Here is a 21,484-nt window from a genome sequence, read left to right on the forward strand (position 1 = left end):
TTTATTTTTGCAAGAGGTCTAATGAATCAAGTGAGGTGAATCTTCAGCAACCCAAACATCTGTTTCCCAAGCAATCTCTGCCAGATATGCCACCATTGCCTTACGGCTGAGAAATGTTGTTACCATCACCAGAGGTATTTGGACATCTCTGAATAAGACTTCAAGTTCATTCTTCCGTTTAGGATTAATTGGGCCATGTAAAGTTACAGCTTCAATTAACACCAACCAGTTATTTGTTGTGAAGCGAATAATCACATCTGACATTTTGCCGTGAGAATCAATCTAAATGCCCAAATCTGCTAATGATGTTTCATCAAAGTGGGCAAATTTTTCATCTGCATCCCCAACATAGATGAGCTTTCCACTAGGAGTAAAACGAGGGGCAAAATCATTAATAATTTTTTCAATTAAAATATTTTGACCACCTGGTGATAAAGTTTTAATTTCTCCATTAATTACTATGGAAATACGAGACATTTCACGTTCTTGAGCATATTTTCTTCTTCATTGCTATCAAGTTTACAACTTTACGACATTTTTATGCTAAGGCAGACCACGTTTGCGATGGCGTTCCGCCCACCGTAGGTGATCGCGCTGTGCAAAACCTTAGTACAGGTTTACTATGAGGATGCAAACGAACCGCCAAGTACGCCTTGTCTGCGAGAGGCTTTGCCAACGCACAGCGTCTCGTAGACAAGGAAGAAAGGGATTAAGTAATTAGTGCAAGTTTATTTACTCAACACTTAAAGAAGTCCTGCTGATTCATATAATCGTTTGAGCATTGCTGAAATCTTCGTACTATAATCCAAATCTGCTGACCACCGCCCTGATAGCTGATCAATTAATGGCGCAATTCCCCGCGTGACAAAGCGAAACCTGGGATCTACTACTTCTTGTACCAAAGGTTCTAAACTAGCGTAAGCTTTCAAATGTTGGATGTGCGCCCTCACTCCAATTCTGGCACTTGGAAAAGATGCAGCCTCTGAACCACCACCGATCGCACCTAAGCCTGCAAAGTTATTTTGCTCAGGTTTAATATCGCCACCAAACCGTAAAAATCCAGTTTCTACACACATTTGGCAAAAGGCAATGTCATAGTTCACTCCCTCTATACCTGATTCTTCTCGATAAAGTTTTGGGATGTCAGGAAAGCTTACTAAAGCATTTTCATTATTGTTTCTTAGGAATAATTGTAACTGTACTTCGGAAGTATTCCCGTTCGACATCACCCGCGAAAATTGACCAGGGCAAACCGCCAAATTCGATCGCAAGCTAACAGTACGCGTTGCAGCATCCCAACTTACAGCAATATTAAAATCTCGCAGTTCGATCGCTTTAACATAAACTACTTTGCGATAGGTAATCCGATTGACATTAGCCGTTTTTGAAAGGTCAATCCGCAAACGGTCTACTAAATCAATGGGAATGTAAGCATTACCATTAACTAAAACTCCTTGCTCTGAATATTTTTGTCCATTAATATTAATATTAATTGGCGGATAATTTGCTTCGATCGGAGTTCCAGGAGTAGGGTCAATTATCCGACTCCAAATTACTAATCCATCGACAATTCCCAAAGCAAAATCGCGGCGACGACTTTGCAACAAAGCCCGATCCTCTGGATTGCTGAGAAACGCCACTTGCATCACCAAAGCTGGAAGCGTTGTCTGGCGACAGAATGCTAAACTACCTAAGCCACTATTTGTATCTGCCTTGGCTCCCCGATTTGGCAATTGGGGTACACGGCGCAACAACCCCACTAGCAATTGTTCAGCATTACTCTTGCGATCGCTATTATTAGCAATATAGAAAACGCCAGCCCCACGCACAGAAGGGCTATTAGTGGCATTAGATTCAATCTCTAGGGCGACATCACCCCGGCGGCCACGAGAATTGATCCAGGTGATAGTTTGGGCGGCACTCAAGTCATCAGGGACTGCCAAAATTTCCACATTCCGCGCCCTCAGTTCGGTGACAATCAAATCTCGCAGCAGAATCATTTCTCTAGCTTCAGTTGTACCACCTGCGATCGCACCTGGATCGACTCCTCTAGCTTCTTTACCTCCGTGAGCTGCTGAAATAAAAATACGTCCCATTTTAAGTAATTCCTCTGATAAAATTAAGTGTAAGCATTTATATAAATCATTCTTGGCCTAGCAACAAGAATATAATAGCTATCAGTTGGGAAATGCACCCCAGTGTTAACTACCAACCTATGATTTCACAGATAAACTAGAATGCAAATACCCCGCTTGCACCCAGACACAATTGAGGAAGTTAAACTACGAGCTGATATTGTAGATGTCGTCTCGGAATACGTAGTTTTACGCAAACGCGGGAAAGATTTCGTCGGTTTGTGCCCCTTTCACGATGAAAAATCTCCCAGTTTCACCGTCAGCCAGACTAAACAAATGTACTATTGCTTCGGCTGTCAAGCCGGAGGAAATGCCATTAAGTTTGTCATGGAATTGGGGAAGCGTTCTTTTGCTGATGTAGTCTTGGATTTAGCACGGCGTTACCAAGTACCTGTACAAACTCTAGAACCTGAACAACGCCAAGAATTACAGCGTCAGCTATCTTTGCGTGAGCAGTTATATGAAGTTCTGGCTTCTTCAGCACAATTTTATCAACACGCCCTCAGACAATCACAGGGGCAACAGGCACTTCAATATTTGCAATCTAACCGCCAATTCAAAGAAGAAACAATACAGCAATTTGGTCTAGGTTACGCCCCCGCAGGCTGGGAAACTCTCTACCGTTATCTAGTGGAAGATAAACATTACCCAGCGCAGATACTAGAAAAAGCAGGATTGATTAAGCCACGGCGGGAAGGAGGCGGTTATTATGATGTATTCCGCGATCGCTTGATGATTCCCATCCGTGATGTCCAAGGGCGCGTCATTGCCTTTGGTGGCAGAACCCTAACTGATGAGCAGCCTAAATATCTGAATTCACCAGAAACCGAGCTTTTTAGTAAAGGTAAAACACTATTTGCCCTCGATCAAGCCAAAGGTGGGATTTCTCAAGTCGATCAAGCCGTGGTGGTAGAGGGATATTTTGATGCGATCGCTCTCCATGCTGCTGGTATTAATAACGCCGTCGCCTCACTCGGTACAGCTTTAAGCTTAGAACAAGTCCGGTTAATATTACGCTACACTGAGTCGAAACAATTAGTACTCAACTTTGATGCTGATAAAGCCGGAACCAATGCCGCAGAACGGGCGATTGGTGAAATTGCTGAATTAGCATACAAAGGCGAAGTTCAGCTAAAGATTCTCAATTTACCCGATGGTAAAGATGCTGATGAATACTTGCATAGCCACACCCCAGAAGATTATGGAGAACTGCTAAAAAATGCACCACTTTGGTTAGACTGGCAAATTCAGCAAATTATTCAAGACCGTGATTTGAAACAGGCTACTGATTTTCAGCAAGTAACTCAGCAGATAGTCAAATTACTTAAAAATATAGCTAACAGCGATACACGCAACTATTACGTTTCCTACTGTGCAGAAATACTCAGCTTAGGAGATACCAGACTTATAGCCCTACGAGTTGAAAATCTGTTAACTCAAATTGCTCCCCCTCCGGCTACATACTCTAAACCTGTGTCAGCCAGAAAAGCATGGGGAAGTAGCAAATCTCCACTCCCCGCTCTCCACTCCCCACTCCCTACAGAACGGAGCCTTTTAGAACATGCAGAGGCGTTATTACTGCGAATTTACTTGCATTGTCCCGAACAGCGTCAAGTGATTATTGACGAACTAGAGGAGCGAGATTTACAATTTAGCCTTTCCCACCACCGATTTTTATGGCAACAGATTTTAGAAATTTCATCCGTTGATGGAGAGACAAAGAATTTTGCGTCTCCACCAGATTTAATTTCCCGCCTGCAAGACCAGTTTTTAGAATTTGGTAGTGAGATGGGGTTAATTTCTCATTTGTTTCATGTGGATGAAAAAAACCAGAAAGAAATACTTCGGACTCCACAAGTAGTTCAAGCTGCGATCGCTTGCATGGATTTAGTGATGCTTGAAAAACGTTATCGCCACTTTTTGGAACTATGGCAACAAACTGATCCAGAAGCTGAACCAGAGCGTTATGAATCTTATTATCAGGCTTTCTACGCTGAAAAAATCAAGCTGCAACAAATAGACCGACAACGGTTATTTTCCATCACAGAGTTGTTATAGCCTCGGACTCCTGACTTTTCACGTTATTTGGAAAAGAAGAAGGTCAAACCTAACCCCCTAGAAAAATTCCATTCCTCTCCCCTTGAAGGGGAGAGGAATGGAAGTGAGGTTTTTCAGATACTTGAACACCTAACAGAGATCAGCGATCGCGTTTAGCAGAACGGCGCGATGCCGACGAACGCGCACCAGGCTTATCGCCATTTGTGGCCGGTGGCGCTGCCTTACGTCTAGCTGATGTCTGTGGTAACGGGTTAGCAATACGAGCCGGACGCTTATCACGTTCGGGTTTGGCTCTGTGTTGCCGTCCATTTGGGATTGGTTCGGGGTTGATATCGGGGTTGGAGGCAAAACCAGCTACCACTTCCCTTGGCAAGCGCTGCTCAATCAGTTTTTCAATATCTTTCAATAGAGGGTATTCATCAACGGATACCAGCGATACCGCTTCACCTGACGCGCCAGCGCGGCCAGTGCGCCCAATGCGATGAACATAATCCTCCGGTACATTGGGTAGATCGAAGTTAACTACATGAGGCAATTCGCTGATATCAAGACCTCTAGCAGCAATATCTGTTGCCACCAATACCTGTAAGCTGCCATTTTTGAACTTTGCCAGAGCATTAGTACGCACTGGCTGGCTTTTATTTCCGTGGATTGCTAGTGCTTGAATGCGGTCTTCGCCCAATTGCTTAACCAAACGGTCAGCACCATACTTAGTGCGGGTGAACACTAGCACCTGATACCAATTATCTCGGCGAATCAGGTGAGCAAGTAATTGGCGTTTCTTGTCACGATCTACCTGGTAAATTTTTTGTGCGATCGTCTCGGCGGTAACGTTGCGGCGTGCTACCTCAATCATCGTCGGGTTATTCAGCAGCCCGGCGGCGAGTGTCTTAATTTTGTCTGAGAAAGTAGCGAAGAATAGCAAATTTTGTCGTTTTTTGGGCAATAGTGAGAGGATGCGACGGATATCATGAATAAAGCCCATGTCCAGCATCCGATCTGCTTCATCTAGCACCAAAACCTCAATATGCGACAGGTTCAGCGTCCCCTGCTGTACATGGTCTAACAGTCGCCCTGGAGTAGCGACTAGAATATCCACTCGGTTCTTCAAACGCTGCTTTTGCAGATTAATACCGACTCCGCCGAACATCACCATTGAGTTTAGCTGCAAGTACTTACCGTACTCACGCACGCTTTCTTCTACCTGTGCGGCAAGTTCACGAGTTGGGGTGAGAATCAGCGCCCGGATCGGCGGGTATCCCTTATATGTACCTTTGATGCTCTTGTCAGACGACAAACGATGCAGAAGCGGTAGGGTAAAACTGGCGGTCTTTCCGGTACCAGTTTGTGCCCCAGCTAGCAAATCGCTACCCGACAATACAGCAGGAATCGCCTGTATTTGAATTGGTGTGGGTTCGGTGTACCCACGTTCGGTAACCGCACGAATAATTTCATTGGACAAGCCGAGATTAGAAAAAGACATAAAACTCCAAAAATAACATCGGCCTGTCGCCAATGGCGGCGTCAGTCTTAGGCGGACGGATAAAAAAGCGTTGAAAGGCTGATGGGCAATAGCGCAAAGACTGAAGAGCGAGTGCCGCAATACCCCATCTTAACAGATTGTAGTCGATTGTGTCGTTAAAGTTGCTCTAATTCAGCGTTGTGTTAAATTAGCATTACTTGGAATGTAAAATGTTGAACAATTAGGAGAAATTCGTTATCGCAATCCAAAAGCAACTGATTAATTCACAAATCAAGTCACCTAGTGTCTTCTTGATTGACCATGAGAATAACAATCGTGGTCTGATCGACACCAATGAGGCGCTACAGCTAGCCGAGAGCTTAGAGCTTGACTTAGTTGTAGTCTCGCAAGGTAAAGAGGCTCCAATCGCCAAGATTCTCAACTATGGCAAGCTTCAGTATCAAAAGAAAAAACGTCAGAGCCAGAGTGCTAGACCCACGGTCAAAGAAGTTCGATTTGGTCTAAACGTGGGTGTGGCTGATTACAATTTACGCATCCAACAAGCAGGTGAATGGTTGAGTAAAGGCGATTCAGTCAAGTTTGCCATCCGTTTACGAGGCCGAGAACATCAATATCGTGACAAAGCGGGAGAACTGCTAGACCGAATTGCAAATGATCTCAGTCAAGTAGGTAAAATCCAATCGCTGGATAAACGCGCACTAGTTGTTCAAGTGATTCCTGCCTAGTTAATCTTGCGATCGCTAGAGGATATATTTGTAACAGCTTGTAAGGAACGAAAAAAGCTGGAGCCAACATTGTAGCTTCTATGGAAAAAACATTGAGATTATCCCCACTGAAAATAGCTAGGGGATTTTTCGCTGTTGAATAGTGGAGATGAGCTTGTTCTAAGCATATAGAATAGCAAACAACCCTGTACGAGAAGGTAAAACTTTGTACAGGGTTTTGTTTTAAACCACGTCTACCTTGAAAACCATAGTTTTTTGGAATTAGAGTAAAGCTCAGAACTCAAGCTACAACCGAATAAGGGACTTCCAAATAAAAAAATATACCATCCCTGCGGGACGCTACGCGTAGCTTGCTTCCCCAAAGGGGTACGCTATAGAGGCAGGGGGCAGGGGGCAGGGAGCAGGAAGCAGGGGGAGGGAAAGTCATAGTGAAGTCCAGAAATCGGATAATTTGTTTTTTGGAGTTCCCTAACCCTTTGGGAGAAGCCAATCACTGTAAGCCTTTCGGAGCTTTAATTTTCAGGTTTTAGCTACAAACTTTAGTTACTGTTAGAAAATAAGGCTCAAAGCTCGACTAAATCAAAGTTTCAGAATCTTGCTTCGATTATTGTTTTCCGAGAGTGACAAAAGAGGGCTAATACACTCTCCTTAAAAACTCCAGGTTTCAAAATGGATGGGGTTTATGTATAAAGCGCATGAATTTGCAAAATAAGTGCGATCGCAATCAAGGTGATATTTGATCTTCTGACCGAACAAGCGCTGGGAAATAGCCAATTAATCGGCGCATTTATTGATTAGGTGTGTCAAGGCATCAATCAGGCGATCGCTTTCCATTGGTATGATGTCCTGTCCATGCATCACATTTTGAGTAATATGAAAATGCACCAATGCTCCTATGAGAATTCTCGCTGTTGCCTCTGGGTCAGGTATCTTTAGTTCAGGAGCCGCTAAGTACTGAGTCAGAGTTTCCGCTACTGGCTTAATCATCGCCCGAACACAAATTTGAGCTAACTCAGGAAAACGCCCAGATTCCCCGATTAGTACTCGCATAAATGCACTATGTTCTTTGTCGTTAAGCATCTGCTCTAATGCTTTGGTTGCTACCTGGTGCAGTATGGCGGCTGGTTCTCCCTCAATAGGTTCTGTGCCAAAAATGGAGCTGTTCTTTTTGCTTGCCAGTTGCTCTAACAGTACTTTAAAAAGTCCTTCTTTATCTTGAAAGTGGCTGTAGACTGTCGCTTTAGAAACGCCTGCTGCTACTGCTACCCGATCCATACTTGTGCCAGCATAGCCATGTTGGAGGAATTCTTGCATTGCCCCTTGCAAAATTTGCTCCACTTTATCAACGGAATTGTCTCGATCAACTTCGCCAGCTTTGATGCGTACCATTTATTAATTATCCTTTCTTATAAACAATATTAATAGATGCTGCAAAATGCCCCAGTACAAAATGGCGAAAATAAATATACCCTTCGTTGAAGGAGGCAGGGGGCAGGAATAGCATTTCGCTGCATAATGCCTTTGTAAATTGATTGACAAGTTTAGTTGTATCATATTGACTAAACTAGTCCGTTTAGTTTAGCATGAATTGAACTGGACAGTTTAGTACAAGTTGCTACTGGTGGTAAGGGAAAATAGTATGGAGCAAAACAGGAATTCAGAAGGCTTAAGGTCTTCTCATAATCTTGTGCGATCGCCTGTTCTACTTGCAATAATTACATCTCTAGCAATAGGCGGAATCAGTGTTTATGCGGTGATGAAGCTTCAGGCTACAGCTAATGAAAAACAAAAAACACCAGTAGCAGTTCAGCCTGTGGTAAAAACAGTAACAGCATTAGGGCGGTTAGAACCAAAGGGAGAAATAATAAAACTGTCAGCGCCTTCTTCAACTGGTGAAGGAAATCGGGTAGAGCAACTATTGGTGAAAGAAGGCGATCGCGTAAAAGCTGGACAGGTAATTGCGATTATGGACAACCGCGATCGCCTACAAGCTAGTTTGATTGAAGCACAAAAACAAGTTCAAGTTGCCAAAACCCGCGTTAACCAGGTAAAAGTTGGAGCAAAACAGGGAGAAATTGGAGCGCGTCAAGCTACTGTGAATCGTTTGCAAGTAGAACTAGAAGGAAACATTAAAACTCAGCAAGCCACAATTAATCGTATAGAAGCAGAAATCCTTGGGCAACAACAAAGCTTGCAAGCAACAGTGGCTCGCGTAGCAGCCGAGAGACGTAATGCTCAAGCTGACGTGCAGCGCTACGAGACTTTATATAAAGCAGGAGCAATTTCCAGCCAAGAAGTTGATAACAGACGCTTAAACGCCGAAACTTCCACTCAAGCGTTAATTGAAAGCCAAGCCACCCAGACAAGAACTGTCGCAACTCTACAACAGCAGCTTAACGAAGCAAAAGCCAACCAGAATCAAACCCTCGCCAGCTTGCAACAGCAGATTAACGAAGCAAAAGCTAACTTCAATCAAACTGCTGAAGTCCGTCCAACAGATATAGCAAACGCACAAGCAGAGGTAGACAGCGCTCAAGCCACGGCGGATAAAATTAAAGTACAACTGGCGCAGGCTTATGTTGTGGCTCCTAAAGCCGGTCGAATTTTGGAGATTAATACACGAGCCGGAGAAACTGTTGGCAATGAAGGAATTGTAGCTCTAGGCCAAACTGACCAGATGTATGCAGTAGTAGAAGTCTACCAAAGTGATATCAAGAAAGTGCGTCCGGGACAGGATGTGCGGGTAAGTAGTGATTCCCTACGCAATGAATTAGAGGGAAGAGTGGATTGGATTGGTATGCAGGTAAAGCGGCAAAATCTGATCAACGCTGATCCCTCTAGCAATATTGATGCCAGAGTAGTGGAAGTGCATGTGCAACTGGATAAACTATCTAGCCAAAATGCTTCTAGCTTCACTAATTTGCAAGTTAAGGCGGTAATTGTACTGTGATTGGATTTATCCAGCAACTGCGGCGGCGAACGCCTTTAGGATGGCTGCAACTGAGTCATGAAAAAGGCCGTCTTTTGGTAGCATTGTCAGGCATTGCCTTTGCCGATGTTCTGATGTTTATGCAGCTAGGGTTTCAGACTGCCCTGTTTGAAAGTAATACAATCCTGCATCGGAGTATGCAGGCTGATATGTTTGTCATCAGTCCCCAAGCACGCAACCTAGCAAATATGTCCAGCTTTACGCGGCGACGGCTGTATCAAGCAATGGATATACCAGGTGTAAAGTCAGCAGAAGGAATGTATATCAACATTGTCGATTGGAAAAATCCCCAAACACATCAAAAAACTACAATATTAGTTATGGGGTTCAATCCCGATCAGCAAGTGTTTAACTTAGCGGATGTGAATCGCCAGATAGACGCTGTTAAGCTACCAGATACCGTTTTGTTTGATCGCGCCTCTAGAGGAGATTATAATAATGCGATCGCCCAAATTGACCAAGGTAAAACTGTCACAACCGAAATAGAACGCCGGACAATTACTATTAGCGGCTTATTTTCAGTCGGGGCTTCCTTCATAGCCGATGGTACTTTAATCACCAACGACCAGAACTTTTTGCGACTCTTTCCCAGGCGAGAAGCCAGTGGTGTCAGTCTAGGTTTAGTGCAGCTACAACCAGGCTACGACCCAAAGCAGATGAAAACAGCTTTAGAAACTTATTTAGATGATGATGTTAAAGTTTTAACCAAAGCAGAATTTATCGAATTTGAAATAAATTACTGGAAAACAAATACTGCTATCGGGTTTATCTTCAGCCTGGGTGTAGCAATGGGTTTTATGGTAGGTGTGATTATCGTCTATCAAGTTCTTTCTACAGATGTGAATTCTCATATCAAAGAATACGCAACTTTCAAAGCAATGGGATATAACAATCTCTACTTATTAGGTGTGGTCTTTGAAGAGGCGATAATTTTGGCAGTTTTAGGCTTTATCCCAGGAGCGATCGCACCTTTAGGACTTTATCATTTAACTCGTAATGCTACCAATTTACCACTTTATATGACCGTAGCGCGAGCCTTAACAGTATTAACCCTGACAATGATTATGTGTGTAATTTCTGGTGCCATCGCCACCCGTAAATTACAGTCCGCCGATCCCGCAGATATGTTTTAAATTTGTCATTTGTCATTTGCAAATGACAAATGACAAGCATCACGAGTAATCAAGCTATTTATGAGTAGTCAACCTGTAATATCTGTTAAAAATCTCGACCATTATTTTGGTCATGGTCAACTTCGCAAGCAAGTTCTTTTTGATATCAACCTCGATATTAACGCTGGCGAAATTATTATTATGACTGGGCCTTCTGGTTCTGGGAAAACTACACTTCTCACTTTAGTCGGCGGCTTGCGTTCTGCTCAATCCGGCAGTTTGCAAATATTGGAACAAGAACTGTGTGGCGCTAACAAAAGACAACTTACCCAAGCGCGACGCAGTAATGGTTATATTTTCCAAGCGCATAACTTGCACGGTAGCCTGACAGTACTCCAGAACGTCAGAATGGGCTTGGAAGTACATAATAATATTTCCCCGGCAGAAATGAAAACCCGTTCAGCCCAAATGTTAGAGGAGGTGGGATTAGGGCATCGTCTGAATTATTATCCTGATGATTTATCTGGGGGACAAAAACAAAGAGTTGCGATCGCTCGGGCGTTGGTCGGTCGTCCAAAAATTGTCTTAGCGGATGAACCTACCGCCGCCCTTGACAGTAAATCGGGACGAGATGTAGTCAACCTCATGCAAACCCTAGCTAAAGAACAGCATTGTACTATTCTTTTAGTTACTCATGACAATCGCATTCTAGATATTGCCGATCGCATCGTCTACATGGAAGATGGCAAGTTAATAAATGACGGTGCTGTTGTTGCAGCCGGTTAGATTGGTTCTCCTCAAGATTTTTTATTAACAAGAAAACAGCCAGAAAGTGGTATTTAATTATTTCGCTCAAAAATCGTCTCTGTAATTTCACTAATGCCAATGTAGCGACTCATCTGCTAGAGATTTGAAAGGTTTACTGTTATATAAGAAATGCTTGCCAGAGTTTGGAGTGCATCAATTGTGGGCATCGATGCCGTCAAAGTTGGCGTAGAAGTCGATGTGTCAGGGGGATTACCGGGAATTGTTGTCTTAGGACTGCCAGATTCAGCGATTCAAGAATCACGAGAAAGAGTCAAAGCAACGTTGAAGAATGCAGGTTTCGCCTTTCCCATGCGAAAAATTGTGATCAATTTAACTCCCGCAGATTTACGGAAAGAAGGCCCCTGTTTCGATTTGCCTATTAGTGTGGGAATTTTGGCGGCTTCTGAGCAAGTTAGCGCTGATTTGTTGGGGGATTATCTATTCTTAGGCGAAGTCTCTCTGGATGGCAGTTTGCGTCCGGTGGCTGGTGTTTTGCCGATCGCAGCAGCAGCTCAAAAGATGGGAATTGCAGGTTTAGTTATTCCTGCTGATAATGCCCAAGAAGCAGCAGTAGTTCAAGACTTGGCTGTTTACGGCTGCAAACATCTCTCTGATGTGGTGGATTTTTTAAATAATCCCGGACGTTACAAACCTGTGCAAGTTGATCATACAACGGAGATAGCAACAGTATCTTACCCTGGCGCAGATTTGCATGATGTGAAAGGACAAGCTCATGCGCGTCGTGCTTTAGAAATTGCTGCTGCTGGTGGACACAATTTAATTTTTGTCGGGCCGCCTGGTAGTGGGAAAACCATGTTAGCACGGCGCTTACCAGGGATTTTGCCGCCCCTAAGTTTTGCCGAATCTTTAGAAGTGACTCGCATCCATTCAGTGGCTGGTTTATTGAAAAATCGCGGTTCGTTGGTACGCGATCGCCCTTTTCGCAGCCCCCACCACTCAGCATCCGGGCCTTCTCTTGTGGGTGGTGGTAGCTTCCCTCGTCCTGGAGAAATATCATTATCTCACAGAGGTGTACTTTTCTTGGATGAACTCACGGAATTTAAACGAGATGTTTTAGAATTTCTGCGTCAACCTTTAGAAGATGGCTACGTCACGATTTCCCGCACCAAACTATCAGTAACGTTTCCCGCGCAGTTTACTTTGGTGGCGAGTACCAATCCCTGTCCTTGCGGTTACTATGGCGATACCATCCAACAATGTACTTGTTCTCCCCGTCAACGCGAGCAATATTGGGCAAAACTTTCTGGGCCATTGATGGATCGAATTGATTTACAAGTTGCGGTGAATCGGTTGAAACCAGAGGAGATTACCCAACAACCTACGGGAGAAGCATCAATAACAGTGCTACAACGAGTGCAACAAGCAAGCGATCGTGCAGTTACCCGCTTCCAAGGAGAAGCAAATCTGCGTTGCAATGCCCACATGCAAAGTCGCCATCTCCAGAAATGGTGCAAGCTAGATGATGCTAGCCGCAATTTATTAGAAGTAGCAATTAGAAAATTAGGTTTATCAGCAAGAGCAAGCGATCGCATTCTCAAAGTAGGGCGGACTATTGCAGATTTAGCAGGAGAAGATGAGCTAAAAACCAATCATGTAGCGGAAGCAATTCAATATCGCACAATTGATAGAATGCAGTAGAAATCTTGTGATAATGCCTTAAGTTTGTTAAGGGTTGATGCAGATACTTTGTGTTACCAGCAGCTAGAACAGCAAGGCTAAAGCTATGATTCTAATAAATGAGCGAGAGTCCAACCTTTATGGAAATCAATACTTTAGCAGAATCAAAGATCGCAAATTTAAAAGTCAATATTTTGGTGGAAATGCTGCCGTTTGTGTCATTGCTTTTAGGTAACAGTTGCTTTGTTATATTATCAACATTGGCGGATCTTTAATTATCGCCAATTGGTAGGCGCAGCCCGTCGTAGATATCGCATTCTCAAACTAGCACAGACTATTGCAGATTTAGCAATAAAGTGTTGCTCTAGAGGAGACTGCTTATGCTGAACTAAAATGCAAGCTACTAAAGTCTAACTTTTGATTGTATTTCAATCAGATTTTTACTAATTTTTTACTCATCTAAAATCTCCCTTAAAATGTATTTATTAATGATTAAAACTAGTACAATAAGAAATTAAAATAATGGTTTTTATGCAAGCAAAAAAAAATAAGGGTAACTAGTAAAAGTTATCTTTAGCAATTTATCATTAATAGTTACCAACAAACAGGAAAATATTTATGGTTCAAACTTGGCTGTGGATTGGTGTCATCAGTATGGCGCTGGGTTGTGCTTTTTTCGGCGTAGGCGCACACAACGGTAAAAATGAACGCTGGAAAATACTGTATACACTTAATTTTTTCATTTGCTTAATTGCTAGTGGGCTGTACTTAGCAATGGCATTCGGTCAAGGAGTTAACATCATCAATGATCGTCCAACTTATTGGGTGCGATTTGTCACTTGGTTTTGCTCAACGCCACTGTTGTTGTTAGATCTGACTTTCTTGGGAAAAACCAGTCTGCTGATTACAGGTAGCTTGTTAGGAGCAAACGCTTATATGCTTGCCACTGGCTTCCTTGCCACAATTACACCCAAGCCGATCAGCTACATCTGGTATATTGTGAGTTGTGGTGCTTACGCGGCGGTTTTCTACTTATTAGTGAAACCCTACCGAATCGAGGCAGAACGCAAACATCCCAGATCCAAGCAAGCATTCCGCAAGCTGGTAACTGTACATTTGGTGCTGTGGACACTTTATCCAATTGTGTGGATTCTTAGTCCAGAATGGTTTAACGCTTTTGGTCAAGGTGGGGAAACAATGGGTTATACGCTACTAGATATTGCCTCTAAAGTCGGGTTTGGTTTTCTATCGTTAAACACCCTACGTAATTTAGAACAGGCGGGAGAATCGGTTACTGAATCGGAAGCGTTATATGAGTAGGTAATAAATTTTCAGTCAGAGGCAATAGAATAGCTAACCGAATTAGGGGAATCAATAAGGGATTATGCGATCGCTGCCATTGCATTTTATATGCTAAAGCGACCGCAGTACCTATTGCCTACCAAAAAGCAAATTATTTATAGATATTCCCGTCAAGGAAATTACCGACTCTGCTAAATTCCTCCCCCAGGACGCTGCACAAACTCCCTTGGGGGGATGCCTCTACTTATGAAATCAGTATCCAATATATCAGGAAGTAAGCGACATCCTTAAGGAGACTGATTGAATGAATTTGCAGGCTATTTGGAAGTTATTACAAGAGACATTCAAAGAATGGAGTGAGGATAAAGCCTCACGGTTAGCGGCGGCGCTAGCTTATTACACGATTTTTTCCATTGCACCATTGCTAATTATTGTAATTGCGATCGCAGGGGCAGTATTTGGAGAAGAAGCGGCAAGGGGTCAAATCGTTGGACAAATTCAAGGTTTAGTCGGCCCAGATGGCGCAGAATTTATCCAAACAGCCATTCAGAATGCTAATAAACCCAAAACAGGAGCGATCGCTTCTATCATTAGTGTCGCAGTTCTACTATTGGGTGCTACTGGCTTATTTACCGAGTTGCAAGATTCCCTCAACACGATTTGGGAAGTGAAACCGAAACCCGGACGCGGCGTAACTCACATGATTCGCTTACGCGTTTTGTCCTTTGCAATGGTGATCGGTATTGGCTTTTTACTTTTAGTTTCTCTGGTAATTAGTACGGCATTGGCAGCATTAGCAACATACTTTAGTAACTTGGTGCCAGGTGTAGATTTTCTCTGGCAGATTCTCAATTTAATTGTCTCTTTTGCCATCACTACGTTCCTGTTCGGACTCATTTTTAAAGTCCTACCAGATGTCGAAATTGGTTGGAGTGATGTTTTAATTGGAGCTATGCTCACCTCCTTTCTGTTTTCTATCGGTAGATTTTTGTTAGGGCAATATTTAGGTAATGGCAGTTTTGGTTCAGCCTATGGTGCAGCTGGTTCACTGGTGGTAATCTTAGCTTGGGTTAACTATGCCGCACAGATTCTTTTCTTCGGTGCGGAGTTTACCCAAGTGTATGCCAGAAGGTGCGGTAGTGGCATAACCCCATCTAAACATGCTATACCTTTATCTGATAACACGGAAAATAATGGCAAGGCTCCAACAGGGCAATCGTCCGCTAATAAAAAGCCCTCTTCTAACTTTATTAATCGCTTGTTACAGTCTTTCAAGAAGCCCAAGCGTTTAAAACAGAGAAGAAAAAATCAGCGATTTTAATTCCTGATTGTTAGGAATTTAGGTTTGTAAAAATGATAGATGTTGAAGTATTTAACTTCTAATAAAAGTTAGTCTTATGAAATAAGACCACAGATAAATAACCTGATACTGGATTTTTTCCAGAAGTCTATTGAGAAAGGAAGAAAATCAGTGCTAATGGAAAAATGGTTTTTTATCGATTGGCAGGCAATCTTTATTCCTAGCATCAGCATCTTTGAGTTAATTATCCGTGGTTCGCTGGTTTATTTAGCGCTATTCTCAGTGCTACGTTTTCTTCCTAGCCGACAACTAGGAACACTAGGAATTACTGATTTACTCGTAGTTGTGCTATTTGCTGAAGCTGCCCAAAACGCTATGGCGAGTAATTATACATCAATTACTGAAGGCGCTATCCTGGTAGGAACTGTGATTTTTTGGAGTTACTTATTGAACTGGTTAGGTTACAGAATCCCCCAGTTTCAACGTTTTCTGAATCAGCCACCACTGCTACTGGTAAAAAATGGTCGGATGATTGAGCGTCATTTGCAACGAGAGTTAATTACAGACGATGAGTTGATGAGCAAGTTACGCCAGCAAGGTGTGGAATTTTTAGCAGATGTGAAGTTTGCATATATGGAGGCTGACGGCAGCATTAGTATCATCACCTTCGACTCCAAAACTAGTACCGTCCCTGAGCAAAAAGCAGTACTAAAAAGCGATCTACATTAATTAAACTGTAAAATATGACGGTTGTATTCTGTGCCGAACTGTGATTGAGCGTTATACTTTACCCGAAATGGCTAATCTGTGGAGTGAAGCCTATAAACTAAAAACTTGGCTGCAAGTCGAAATTGCTGTTTGCGAGGCTCAAGCTGAACTAGGTTACATTCCATCTCAGGCGGTTGAGGAAATTAAAGCCAAGGCAGATTTTGATCCAAAGCGAGTGTTGGAAATTGAGGCTGTAGTCCGCCACGATGTTATTGCTTTCTTGACAAATGTCAACGAATATGTTGGCGATGCAGGACGGTACATTCACCTGGGTTTAACTAGTTCGGATGTTTTGGATACAGCTTTAGCACTGCAATTGGTTGCCAGCCTGGATATATTATTGCAACGTCTGGAAGATTTAATTCAGGTAATTCGCGAAAAAGCACGGGAACATCGTCATACAGTGATGGCTGGTCGATCGCATGGTATTCATGCTGAACCGATCACTTTTGGTTTCAAGCTAGCTGGCTGGTTAGCTGAAGTGTTGCGACACCAAGAGCGCCTGAAAATTCTCCACAAAACGATCGCTGTGGGTAAGATTTCTGGTGCAGTGGGAACTTATGCGAATGTTGAACCGCGTGTAGAAGCGATCGCTTGCCAAAAACTCGGACTCAAACCCGATACGGCCTCAACGCAAGTTATTTCCCGCGATCGCCACGCCGACTATGTGCAACAATTAGCTTTGGTAGCAGCATCCATCGAACGTTTTGCTGTAGAAATTCGCAATCTGCAAAAAACAGACGTTCTGGAAGTTGAAGAATTCTTCTCCAAAGGTCAAAAAGGTTCCTCGGCAATGCCACACAAGCGCAATCCCATCCGTTCGGAACGGCTGACGGGAATGGCGCGACTCGTCAGAAGCCATGCCGGTGCAGCTTTGGAAAACGTCGCTCTTTGGCATGAAAGGGATATTTCCCATAGTTCTGTAGAACGGGTAATTTTGCCAGATGCTTGCACTTTGACGCACTTTATGTTGTCAGAAATAACCGACTTGGTGAAAAACCTGTTGGTTTATCCTGAAAACATGGAACGGAATCTCAACTGCTACGGTGGCGTTGTGTTCAGCCAAAAAGTCCTGCTAGCCTTGATAGACAAGGGAAGTAGCCGAGAAGATGCTTATGCGATCGTTCAAGAAAGCGCTCACGCCGCTTGGAACAAGCCAGAAGGTAATTTCCAGGGCTTGATTAGCAAAGATCCTCGCGTTACCGAAAAGTTGTCCCCAGCAGAACTAGAAGTCTGTTTTGACCCCCAGCAGCATCTGAGCCATTTAGAAGAGGTTTATCAAAGGTTGGGAATTTAGGATTAATTTGCTTGTAGTGAGCGCTTAAGCGCTTACTACTAACTTGTTACTCAAAAAATACACAAACTTTTTCAAAGAAGATATATAAAAATACCAAAAATCTTTAGTATTTCATTGCTGAAGACTATTAGCTTGGTGCTGGAATTTTTGCCAGCACTGGGTAGTATAAATAACAGATGTTTACTTATTTATTAGTGCTTCGAGTGCCTAAATGATTGAAATCCTAGCCACACTTTCAGCCTCTGCGGCAGCAGGAATGAGAATAGGTACACCTTTGCTAATCATTGGATTGTTGCAGGGTAGTAGCTTGTGGTCACAAGTTCCGATTTTATCTCATATTTCTCCACCAATATTGTTAGCTTGCCTTAGCTGTTGGTCTTTAGTTGAATTACTAGCCTCAAAAAAGCTATGGGGGCAAAGATTGCTACAACTAGTTCAATTATTCATGTCTCCCATCGTGGGGGCAATTATGGGGTTAGCAGTAGCTAGTGCAACAGCAACACCAAGCTGGCTGATTGCCTGTATTGGGGGTTCTTTAGCTTTAGTACTCCAACTAGTTCAAGTTGGTTGGTTCTATCGGTTACGTGGTTTACCCTTGTGGGCAGTCTTTCTTCAAGATACCTTGTGTATTGCTCTAGTACTTTTTGCCTTTGATGCTCCCTGGCAAGGAGGATTAATTGCTTTAATACTGCTCTGGTTTGCAGTTCGTAGCGCGAAGCATTGGTATGACTGGTATTGGCAGAAAAGTTAGGAGTAAAAAGTCAGAAGTGAGGAATGAAAATAGAAGTTAAGAGTTGAAGAATTACGAACAAAAATTTAAAACTTCTAACTCATGTAGAGACGCGATTAATCGCGTCTCTACTCCTAGCTCCTAACTCTTTTCATCTACTGCAAAAGTCCAATCATGTGCAAGAAGCCATGACCGGTAATCAACTCGATGATTAAGGCGATGAAGCCCAGCATAGCAATCCGCCCATTCCATACTTCAGCGCTAGTAGTCAGACCCCATTCCCAGCGCTCTTGTGGGTACATTTTCACCCTTTTTTTCATTTGGGCAGCTTGCGAAAGCTTGAAACTGGGGTTTTTCAGCGCATTAATCACTAAGTCTGCAAGTGCATTAATAAATACTGGATGGGTATTGGGAGCAGGAACACGACGGAAGTTGTCAATTCCTGCTTCTTCTGCTACTTCCCGATACTCAATATCAATTTCTTGCAGAGTCTCGATGTGTTCTGAGACAAAACTGATTGGCACAACAACCAAATCTTTCACGCCTTTTGCACCTAGTTCTTTGAGGGCATCCTCAGTATAAGGTTGGAGCCATTCTACTGGACCAACGCGACTTTGGTAAGCTAAGGTGTGGGCATTGGGTCGATTGAGGGTCTGCATAATCAGGGCAGTACATTCCTCAATTTCTTGTTGATAAGGGTCGCCAGCCTCTTCAACGTAGCTTTTAGGAACGCCGTGAGCGCTGAAGAATATATGAACCTCATCTGGGTTAGAAAACTGTTTTAGTTCTTGGGCTATGAGTTCCGCCATTGCTTGGAGGTAGCCTGGTTCTTTGTACCAGGAAGGAATAACGGTGTAATCAATGGGTTGAAGCTTTGGATCTTCTTGCCAAAGTTTTTCTAAAAGCCGGAAGCTAGAACCACTCGTACTAATAGAAAACTGGGGATATAATGGTAATATTACCAGGTGTTCTATATTATCTTGGGTGATCTGTGCGATCGCCTCTTCTGTATAGGGATTCCAATAACGCATCCCTACATAAATCTTGGCTTCTTGCCCTAAATAACTCAACTGTTCTTTTAAAGCTTGCCCTTGCGCTTCTGTGATCCGCCGCAGTGGAGAACCACCACCGATTTGCTTATAATTCTCTTGAGATGTTCTGGTTCGCCGCGAGGCAATAAACCAGGCTAGGGGCTTTTGCAACCAGCGAAATGGTAGGCGAATAATTTCCGGATCGGAAAATAGGTTGTACAAAAACGGCCCGACATCCTCTAGCTTATCGGGGCCACCGAGATTGAGTAATAAGACGCCTACACGACCCATAGCAGTTACTTTCCCCCAATCTTTTCAGGTTTTTTACTAATGTTAACAATATATCTTTATTAAATAATAAAGCTTAATAGCAAGGAAATATGCAATGGCAACAATTTTAAGGGATTGGAGTTACCGTTATCAGTGGCTGTATGATGGTATCTCTCGTTTAGCAGCCTTAAGTGTAGGTGGTGAAGCCCGTTTTCGGCAACTTGCTTTGCAAGGCTTAACAATTCGCTCAGATACTCAGGTTTTAGATTTATGTTGCGGCAGTGGTCAAACAACCCAATTTTTGGTGAAATTATCACAAAATGTAACAGGATTGGACGCCTCACCCAAATCTTTGCAACGGGCGCGGCAAAATGTGCCATTAGCAGTCTATCTCGAAGCTTTTGCCGAGAAGATGCCCTTTGCAGATAATCTATTTGATGTGGTGCATACCAGCGTTGCATTACACGAGATGCAGCCTGAGCAATTGCAAAAAATTATTAGTGAAGTTTATCGGGTGTTGAAGCCAGGAGGGATATTTACACTGGTAGATTTTCATGCTCCTACAAATCCGATATTTTGGCCTGGGGTATCAGTGTTTTTGTTGCTGTTTGAAACGGAAACAGCTTGGCAATTGTTGAAAACTGATTTGCCTAGATTGTTAACTCAGACTGGGTTTAATGTGGATGAGCCAACTTTATATGCAGGTGGTAGTTTGCAAGTGATACAGGCGACGAAGTGAGCAATACTGCTTTATTAATGGCAGGTAAGAGACTCTGCTATTAATAAAGTATGGGTGATTGTTATACAGCACTTAAGCCAGTAGGAAGGGAAAAAATGACCCAGGAACTAATAGACCTCAAAAAAAGTATTTTGGAAGGACGTTATGCAGATGCCTTGGCAATTGTAGATGAATTAGAAGGCATGAGTAAACAAGCTATTCTGCGGAATATTCAAGCTTATTTAAGGATTCTGCTGATTCATTTGATTAAGAACCAAGTAGAACAAAGATTAACTGGTTCATGGGCAAATTCTATTCGTAATTCAATCCGAGAAATTAAAAAACTTAATATTAAAGATAATAAAAAATCTTACTATATTAATTTAGATGAGTGGAAAATTTTGATAGAAGAGGAAGTGATTGAAGATGCGATCGCTTATGCTAGCGAGGAAGTAATGAATGGAGCATATAATCAATTCCAACTAGCTGAAATAGTCGATAGTAACTAAATTATTCACACTGCGTTGAAGTTTTTGGCGCTAACTTATTCCTATTCAGCTAAGGAGTTACCCGCAGTTGTGGCTGAAATTTTAACTCAGCTAATCGGTGGAGAAGATTGGAAAGCAGGTAGGAGGTAAAAAATGACCCAAAAGTAATAAACCTTTTCTTTGTAAAATGTTTCAATCCCTAATAGGGATTTTGATGAATTGCAATCCACTTATTCCCTCTGGCAATAGTAAAAGCCTTAGACTTTCAATCCCTAATAGGGATTTTGATGAATTGCAATAAAACCATAGGCGTGCTTCAGGCGGAGTAATGCACTTTCAATCCCTAATAGGGATTTTGATGAATTGCAATTTGGTTTTATAGTCCAGTTGGCGGCGGAACTCGTAAACTTTCAATCCCTAATAGGGATTTTGATGAATTGCAATAAAATCAAAATCTTACCGGGACGATCCAAAAAATACTTTCAATCCCTAATAGGGATTTTGATGAATTGCAATTCCCGCAAGTTATTTTTCGCGCAAGAAATCCCAACTTTCAATCCCTAATAGGGATTTTGATGAATTGCAATTATAATGAATATTGAGTCTGATTATCCTACTCTTCTTTCAATCCCT

16 protein-coding genes, 2 pseudogenes and 1 CRISPR repeat array (1 of these 19 only partly in view) are annotated in these 21,484 nt (G+C 42.7%); of the genes and pseudogenes, 13 read left to right on the forward strand and 5 right to left on the reverse strand.

Annotated features, from left to right (window positions below; all coding sequences use genetic code 11):
- Positions 1-18: 18 nt before the first annotated feature.
- Positions 19-477 (reverse strand): annotated as a pseudogene (locus tag LC608_RS09395) (BsuBI/PstI family type II restriction endonuclease).
- Positions 478-743: 266 nt separating this feature from the next.
- On the reverse strand, positions 744-2,096 hold the full coding sequence (locus tag LC608_RS09400; protein ID WP_229553289.1) for an N-acetylmuramoyl-L-alanine amidase: 1,353 nt from the start codon (positions 2,094-2,096) through the stop codon (positions 744-746).
- A 141-nt stretch (positions 2,097-2,237) separates the two neighbouring features.
- On the opposite strand from LC608_RS09400, the gene dnaG reads away from it, so the two are divergent.
- Positions 2,238-4,193, forward strand: coding sequence for a DNA primase (gene dnaG, locus LC608_RS09405; RefSeq protein ID WP_229553290.1), 1,956 nt, complete (start codon positions 2,238-2,240; stop codon positions 4,191-4,193).
- 139 nt (positions 4,194-4,332) lie between these two features.
- Here the strand turns inward: dnaG and LC608_RS09410 are convergent, their stop codons facing one another.
- A complete protein-coding gene (locus LC608_RS09410) occupies positions 4,333-5,676 on the reverse strand; it encodes a DEAD/DEAH box helicase (protein ID WP_229553291.1) in 1,344 nt (447 codons plus the stop codon).
- A 257-nt stretch (positions 5,677-5,933) separates the two neighbouring features.
- Between LC608_RS09410 and infC the strand changes: the two genes are divergently transcribed.
- Positions 5,934-6,401: a translation initiation factor IF-3 gene (infC, locus tag LC608_RS09415; RefSeq protein ID WP_225892454.1), complete on the forward strand. Its 468-nt coding sequence runs from the start codon at positions 5,934-5,936 to the stop codon at positions 6,399-6,401.
- A 774-nt stretch (positions 6,402-7,175) separates the two neighbouring features.
- Here the strand turns inward: infC and LC608_RS09420 are convergent.
- The gene (locus LC608_RS09420) at positions 7,176-7,790 is read right to left on the reverse strand and encodes a TetR/AcrR family transcriptional regulator (protein WP_229553292.1); all 615 of its coding nucleotides are present in this window, start codon (positions 7,788-7,790) and stop codon (positions 7,176-7,178) included.
- Positions 7,791-8,040: 250 nt separating this feature from the next.
- Between LC608_RS09420 and LC608_RS09425 the strand changes: the two genes are divergently transcribed.
- From LC608_RS09425 to LC608_RS09465, 9 genes are all read left to right on the forward strand, one after another.
- Positions 8,041-9,351: an HlyD family efflux transporter periplasmic adaptor subunit gene (locus tag LC608_RS09425; RefSeq protein WP_229553293.1), complete on the forward strand. Its 1,311-nt coding sequence runs from the start codon at positions 8,041-8,043 to the stop codon at positions 9,349-9,351.
- Positions 9,348-10,523, forward strand: a complete 1,176-nt coding sequence (gene devC, locus LC608_RS09430) for an ABC transporter permease DevC (RefSeq protein ID WP_229553294.1) — start codon at positions 9,348-9,350, stop codon at positions 10,521-10,523. The genes LC608_RS09425 and devC overlap by 4 nt, the downstream gene beginning before the upstream one ends.
- 60 nt (positions 10,524-10,583) lie before the next feature.
- Complete coding sequence (locus tag LC608_RS09435) at positions 10,584-11,288, forward strand: DevA family ABC transporter ATP-binding protein (protein ID WP_229553295.1); 705 nt, start codon at positions 10,584-10,586, stop codon at positions 11,286-11,288.
- A 150-nt stretch (positions 11,289-11,438) separates the two neighbouring features.
- Entirely contained in the window at positions 11,439-12,968 is a 1,530-nt protein-coding gene (locus tag LC608_RS09440; protein WP_229553296.1) for a YifB family Mg chelatase-like AAA ATPase, read from the forward strand.
- A 597-nt stretch (positions 12,969-13,565) separates the two neighbouring features.
- Positions 13,566-14,267, forward strand: coding sequence for a bacteriorhodopsin (locus LC608_RS09445; protein WP_229452218.1), 702 nt, complete (start codon positions 13,566-13,568; stop codon positions 14,265-14,267).
- Between the two features lie 286 nt (positions 14,268-14,553).
- Positions 14,554-15,570 (forward strand): YihY/virulence factor BrkB family protein, encoded by a 1,017-nt coding sequence (locus LC608_RS09450; RefSeq protein WP_229553297.1) that lies wholly within the window; start codon positions 14,554-14,556, stop codon positions 15,568-15,570.
- 156 nt (positions 15,571-15,726) lie between these two features.
- Complete coding sequence (locus LC608_RS09455; protein ID WP_229553298.1) at positions 15,727-16,278, forward strand: DUF421 domain-containing protein; 552 nt, start codon at positions 15,727-15,729, stop codon at positions 16,276-16,278.
- 40 nt (positions 16,279-16,318) lie between these two features.
- A complete protein-coding gene (purB, locus tag LC608_RS09460) occupies positions 16,319-17,614 on the forward strand; it encodes an adenylosuccinate lyase (RefSeq protein WP_229553299.1) in 1,296 nt (431 codons plus the stop codon).
- A 211-nt stretch (positions 17,615-17,825) separates the two neighbouring features.
- On the forward strand, positions 17,826-18,365 hold the full coding sequence (locus tag LC608_RS09465) for a DUF4126 domain-containing protein (protein WP_229553300.1): 540 nt from the start codon (positions 17,826-17,828) through the stop codon (positions 18,363-18,365).
- A 134-nt stretch (positions 18,366-18,499) separates the two neighbouring features.
- On the opposite strand, the gene hemH is transcribed toward LC608_RS09465, so the two are convergent.
- Positions 18,500-19,666 carry a ferrochelatase gene (gene hemH, locus LC608_RS09470; protein WP_229553301.1) on the reverse strand — a complete coding sequence of 389 codons (1,167 nt, stop codon included), beginning with the start codon at positions 19,664-19,666 and terminating at the stop codon, positions 18,500-18,502.
- Between the two features lie 94 nt (positions 19,667-19,760).
- Between hemH and LC608_RS09475 the strand changes: the two genes are divergently transcribed.
- On the forward strand, positions 19,761-20,384 hold the full coding sequence (locus tag LC608_RS09475) for a class I SAM-dependent methyltransferase (protein ID WP_229553302.1): 624 nt from the start codon (positions 19,761-19,763) through the stop codon (positions 20,382-20,384).
- Between the two features lie 95 nt (positions 20,385-20,479).
- Positions 20,480-21,001: pseudogene (locus LC608_RS09480) on the forward strand (DUF29 family protein).
- A gap of 39 nt (positions 21,002-21,040) precedes the next feature.
- Positions 21,041-21,484: a CRISPR direct-repeat array (repeat unit 37 nt; unit sequence CTTTCAATCCCTAATAGGGATTTTGATGAATTGCAAT); it runs 961 nt beyond the window's last position.

The sequence above is a fragment of the Nostoc sp. XA010 genome, assembly GCF_020829625.1.
Lineage (GTDB): Bacteria > Cyanobacteriota > Cyanobacteriia > Cyanobacteriales > Nostocaceae > Nostoc.

What these genes read in the sequence shown, in the direction of transcription:
- LC608_RS09400 (WP_229553289.1), bottom strand. Translation starts at nt 2,096, where the DNA reads ATGGGACGTATTTTTATTTCAGCAGCTCACGGAGGTAAAGAAGCTAGA.
- dnaG (WP_229553290.1), top strand. Translation starts at nt 2,238, where the DNA reads ATGCAAATACCCCGCTTGCACCCAGACACAATTGAGGAAGTTAAACTA.
- LC608_RS09410 (WP_229553291.1), bottom strand. Translation starts at nt 5,676, where the DNA reads ATGTCTTTTTCTAATCTCGGCTTGTCCAATGAAATTATTCGTGCGGTT.
- LC608_RS09420 (WP_229553292.1), bottom strand. Translation starts at nt 7,790, where the DNA reads ATGGTACGCATCAAAGCTGGCGAAGTTGATCGAGACAATTCCGTTGAT.
- LC608_RS09425 (WP_229553293.1), top strand. Translation starts at nt 8,041, where the DNA reads ATGGAGCAAAACAGGAATTCAGAAGGCTTAAGGTCTTCTCATAATCTT.
- LC608_RS09435 (WP_229553295.1), top strand. Translation starts at nt 10,584, where the DNA reads ATGAGTAGTCAACCTGTAATATCTGTTAAAAATCTCGACCATTATTTT.
- LC608_RS09440 (WP_229553296.1), top strand. Translation starts at nt 11,439, where the DNA reads ATGCTTGCCAGAGTTTGGAGTGCATCAATTGTGGGCATCGATGCCGTC.
- LC608_RS09445 (WP_229452218.1), top strand. Translation starts at nt 13,566, where the DNA reads ATGGTTCAAACTTGGCTGTGGATTGGTGTCATCAGTATGGCGCTGGGT.
- LC608_RS09450 (WP_229553297.1), top strand. Translation starts at nt 14,554, where the DNA reads ATGAATTTGCAGGCTATTTGGAAGTTATTACAAGAGACATTCAAAGAA.
- LC608_RS09455 (WP_229553298.1), top strand. Translation starts at nt 15,727, where the DNA reads ATGGAAAAATGGTTTTTTATCGATTGGCAGGCAATCTTTATTCCTAGC.
- LC608_RS09465 (WP_229553300.1), top strand. Translation starts at nt 17,826, where the DNA reads ATGATTGAAATCCTAGCCACACTTTCAGCCTCTGCGGCAGCAGGAATG.
- hemH (WP_229553301.1), bottom strand. Translation starts at nt 19,666, where the DNA reads ATGGGTCGTGTAGGCGTCTTATTACTCAATCTCGGTGGCCCCGATAAG.
- LC608_RS09475 (WP_229553302.1), top strand. Translation starts at nt 19,761, where the DNA reads ATGGCAACAATTTTAAGGGATTGGAGTTACCGTTATCAGTGGCTGTAT.